We start from the raw sequence: 3,722 nt of genomic DNA, 5'->3' as shown, positions 1-3,722 counted from the left end.
CGCCAGGGGTTGTGGGCGATTCATGTCACGACACGAGGCATGCCACATCAGGTCACAGCAGGCCACGCCGAGCCAACATTACGCACAGTTACCAAACTGGCTGGGGTCTCACGCCCACCCCGGTTAACTTCGAAGACCCCGTAACGGACGGCCGTATAGAAGAGGTAAGCATCGATGTCCTGGCGGTGCATGTGCATTTCCGGGCCGTTCGGAAACTCCGAGACGCTGCACTGAGTGACCTCTTCGGGGTTCTGGAGCGCACCCTCGCGGTGGTAGACAAATCCGAAGTTGCGCTTCACCCCGCAGGCCGAGGTGACGTGGGAGCGGACGCCCTCGAAGCTGCTCACATGGCCGAGTTCGGGGACGTCGAACCGCTGGGCGAGCAACTTCAGCAGATAGGTCGTCTCACCGATGGTCGACTCCCCGAGCGCGAAACGCGGATGCGTGCCACTGTCAATCAGAACCACGCTGTGACCGTGTCGGGCGAGGATATTGGCCAGCGTCGAGCCGGCGATGCCGCTACCGAGGATGGCAACCGAATAGTCGTACCCGCTCATTGCGTGACTCCCTGGGAGTCGAAATGAAATAACTTGCGCGTTTCGAACCCTCCACAGGCCTGTGACCTGCGATGATGCTCTCGATCACGTATTTGTTACTTCATTACGTCCCCCTGGACGCCGCTATCCGAGGTGGCCGACTGCATCCACCGTACTCTTTGAAGGATCACAATCAGCGCAACCAGTACACAACGGCATACTGAACCATCTCTACGGCTTCCGGTCTCCGTAAGAGGTGCATCGATGCCGATGGGTAATCAAGCTTCCCGAATCGGAAGTTTGAGCTATATGCCGGAATTTATAATATTTGTACTATAATGTTCTGATGTCTAGGCCCGTCGGCGGGCCCGCCACATGCGAAGATGCGACGCGGGTCCCCGCCGCCGCCGAGCGAACCGTGAATCGCTTATTTCTCCGTTGTTTTAGCGTTAGATCGAGGTTTGGATCGGCCGTCCACTGATCGTGAGGGATCGTGCTCGCGGCCGACGAGGGCCACGGCGCGGTGGTCGCACGTCAGGCGAAGCTGTTCGACCTCGCAGCGGGACCGCGCTACGCGACGGCGTGGGGCGGGTGGTGCCGGGCCCAGCCGGTGACGAGCGTGCTCGCCAGCAGCAGCCCGCTGATTATCGGACCGGCGCTGAACTCCGTCGCGGTGGGTTCCAGCCCCGGCCAGGCGATCGCGAACAGGCTCAGCGAACAGGCCGCCCCGAATCCGGTCGCGGCCAGCCAGTGGCGGTGAACCAGGGGCAGCCCGGCGAGTCCCGCCGCGCCGACGCCGTGCCCGAGCAGGGTCGCTGCCAGCAGCAGGCCGCCGATGCTCCAGACCGCCTCACCCGGTAACGAGTCGAGTAGCGTTGACTCCCCGTTCCACCGGTACCGTTCATCCGGGGTCCCCGTGGGTGCGCCGGGCCAGACGAGCAGGTGGACGAGCCCGTAGCAGAGCAGGGTCACCGCGGCGGCGACCGAGCCCAGCCGTCTCACCGCGACGGCGACCGCCGGGGAGTCGTAGGGGCGGCCGAGGCTCACGGCGTCCGTCGGCCGGGCACGGTGGCGCGCGGGATGGCCATGGATTCGATCGTCATGACGTCGGCATCCTCGGCGATGTGCGGCTCGGTCGGGGCATCGGTGATCGTGGTCGCGCCGGCTTCGGTCGCGGCAGTCAGCACGGCGGCGGCGAGGACGGGATCGAGTTCCACCGGAACGGTCCGCAGATCAAGCAGGCAGCATCCCTGCTCGACCCGGCCCAACACGGAGGGCTCGCCCTGGCGCAGGGGGGCGGCGATGACTGCCTCCAGGGCCACCGCGGCGCTCGGCAGCTCCGGACCGAAGCCGCCGAACCCTCTGATCGTCAGACCGCCCGCGGGGCCCGTCGGGGCCATGTCGTCTTCGTCTTGTGCGCCCTCGCGCTGGTGGCTGCCCGATCGACGGAATGCGGCGTCATTCGGCTGCGGCGACGATCCACCCCCGCCGTCGACGACCGCACGACTCGCTACAGCCGAGGCTGCGATGCCCGAACGCCGTAGCCACGCGGCGAGCGTCTCGGCCCGCGTCATCAGCCGTTCCGGTCGGGCGTGCAACGCCTGCCGGACAGGGGAGTCGGGGTGGCTGAGGGTGGCTTCCAGCGCGGCGAGCGTGAGCTTTCCGGCCCGCATTGCCCGGGCCATCGGATGCCGACGCATCCGGTCGATCAGGTCGGCACGTCCCAGCAGCAGGCCGCCCTGAGGCCCGCCGAGCAGTTTGTCCGCGCTGGTCGTGACCACGTCGACGCCGAAGCCGAGCCAGGTCGTGACATCGGGTTCATCGGCGAGGAGCGGCTCGGGGTGCAGCAGCCCGGAGCCGCAGTCACCGACGAGGGGGATCTCGAAGTCGGCGCAGAGCGCGGCAAGATCGTTGATCGCAGGGGTGTCAGTCAGCCCCACCACCTGATAGCTGGACGGATGCACGCGCAGCACGAGCCCGGTCTCCGGCCCGATCGCGTCGGCGTAGTCCCCGAGCGTCGTGCGGTTGGTGGTGCCGACCTCCCGCAGCCGAGCCCCGGTGCAGACCAGCAGTTCGGGCAGCCGGAACCCGTCCGCCGTCTCCACCAGCTCCCCGCGGCTCACCACGATCTCCCGCCGCCCGGCCAGCGCCGTCACCGCGAGGATCAGCCCTGCCGCGTTGTTGTTGACGATGTGCACGCCCGCCGCTGCGGGCACCGCGGCTGCCAACGCGGCCAGGGCGGTACGTCCTCGTCGTCCTCGCCGTCCGGTCCCGAGGTCAAGCTCGAGGTCGGTCGTGCCGGCTGCCAGGTCGAGGGCCGCGCGGGCGGCCGCGGACAGGGGAGCTCGGCCGAGCCCTCCGTGGAGCAGGACGCCGGTAGCGTTGATCACTGGGCGCAGCCTGGTGGTGACGCGAGCGAGCGTCATCGGTGCCGCTACCGGTGTCGTCGGGCTGTCCTGGGCCGGGGAAGCGAACAGACTTGTACGATCGATCACTCTTGGTGAAGCTAGTGCTCCTCCTCGCGGGATTCCGGACATGGCCGGGACGGCGGCGTGGCCTGTCGGGTGTCTGCCTCTGCGCGGTGCCTGCCTCGGCTGGGTGCCTGTCGGGTCGGTCCGCTGCCCTCACGGCTCTGGCCGTCCTTTCGATGATTAAAACGGCGCATGGCCGGGCCTCGGGCCTTCGGTCACCCGGACGGCCCCCCGCCCAGGTTGATCGTCGGCCAGGGTGGATCGTCGACGCTGAAGATGAGGGCGACGTCGGTGTCGGAGACGAAATCGACGAGTCGTGCCCCCGCTGGTAGCAGAGCCAGCGCGTGACGGAGCTCCGCGGCGCTCGATCCTTCCCCAGCGGAGATGATGTGCCGCGAGCGGACCCCGGAGGCGAGGTCGGCAGGCGGCGGTGCAGCACCGGGGGGCTGGGACGCGGAGCTCCCCACGGTGGCGAGCGCGGCGCTGGACAACAGGGCGGCGAGCCGATGCGCCTCGTCCGGCACGAGATGCGCGACGCAGAGAACGTTGAGCAGGGCCGACTGGGTGCGGAGAACGACGACTGGGGTTCTCCGCGGGACGCTGGGCTGCGTTCCCACGGTGATGACCGTGCCGTCGATCCGGCCGATGAAGGTGATGACGTCCGGGTGAGCGTCATCCGGGGTCCGGGGTGGGGTCCGGGGCGGGTCGATGTCCA

At 68.1% G+C, this 3,722-nt stretch carries 3 protein-coding genes and 1 pseudogene; all 4 read right to left on the bottom strand.

The annotated features are described in order from the left end of the window. Positions 1–137: 137 nt before the first annotated feature. Positions 138–557: pseudogene (locus tag AC08OQ_RS18370) on the bottom strand (NAD(P)/FAD-dependent oxidoreductase); the annotation flags it as partial. Positions 558–1,106: 549 nt separating this feature from the next. Then, entirely contained in the window at positions 1,107–1,583 is a 477-nt protein-coding gene (locus AC08OQ_RS18365; protein WP_476602254.1) for a hypothetical protein, read from the bottom strand. Beyond that, a complete protein-coding gene (gene selA, locus AC08OQ_RS18360) occupies positions 1,580–2,962 on the bottom strand; it encodes an L-seryl-tRNA(Sec) selenium transferase (RefSeq protein WP_476602255.1) in 1,383 nt (460 codons plus the stop codon). The genes AC08OQ_RS18365 and selA overlap by 4 nt, the downstream gene beginning before the upstream one ends. Before the next feature lie 260 nt (positions 2,963–3,222). Then, on the bottom strand, positions 3,223–3,722 hold a 500-nt coding region (locus AC08OQ_RS18355), incomplete at its 5' end, for a hypothetical protein (RefSeq protein WP_476612247.1).

Source organism: Frankia sp. CcCS3 (assembly GCF_977927575.1).
This window is presented reverse-complemented; position numbering and strand designations above follow the sequence as displayed.

Bases quoted from the DNA above. Each gene is read 5' to 3' on its own strand.
- selA (WP_476602255.1), bottom strand. From the start codon at position 2,962: ATGACGCTCGCTCGCGTCACCACCAGGCTGCGCCCAGTGATCAACGCT.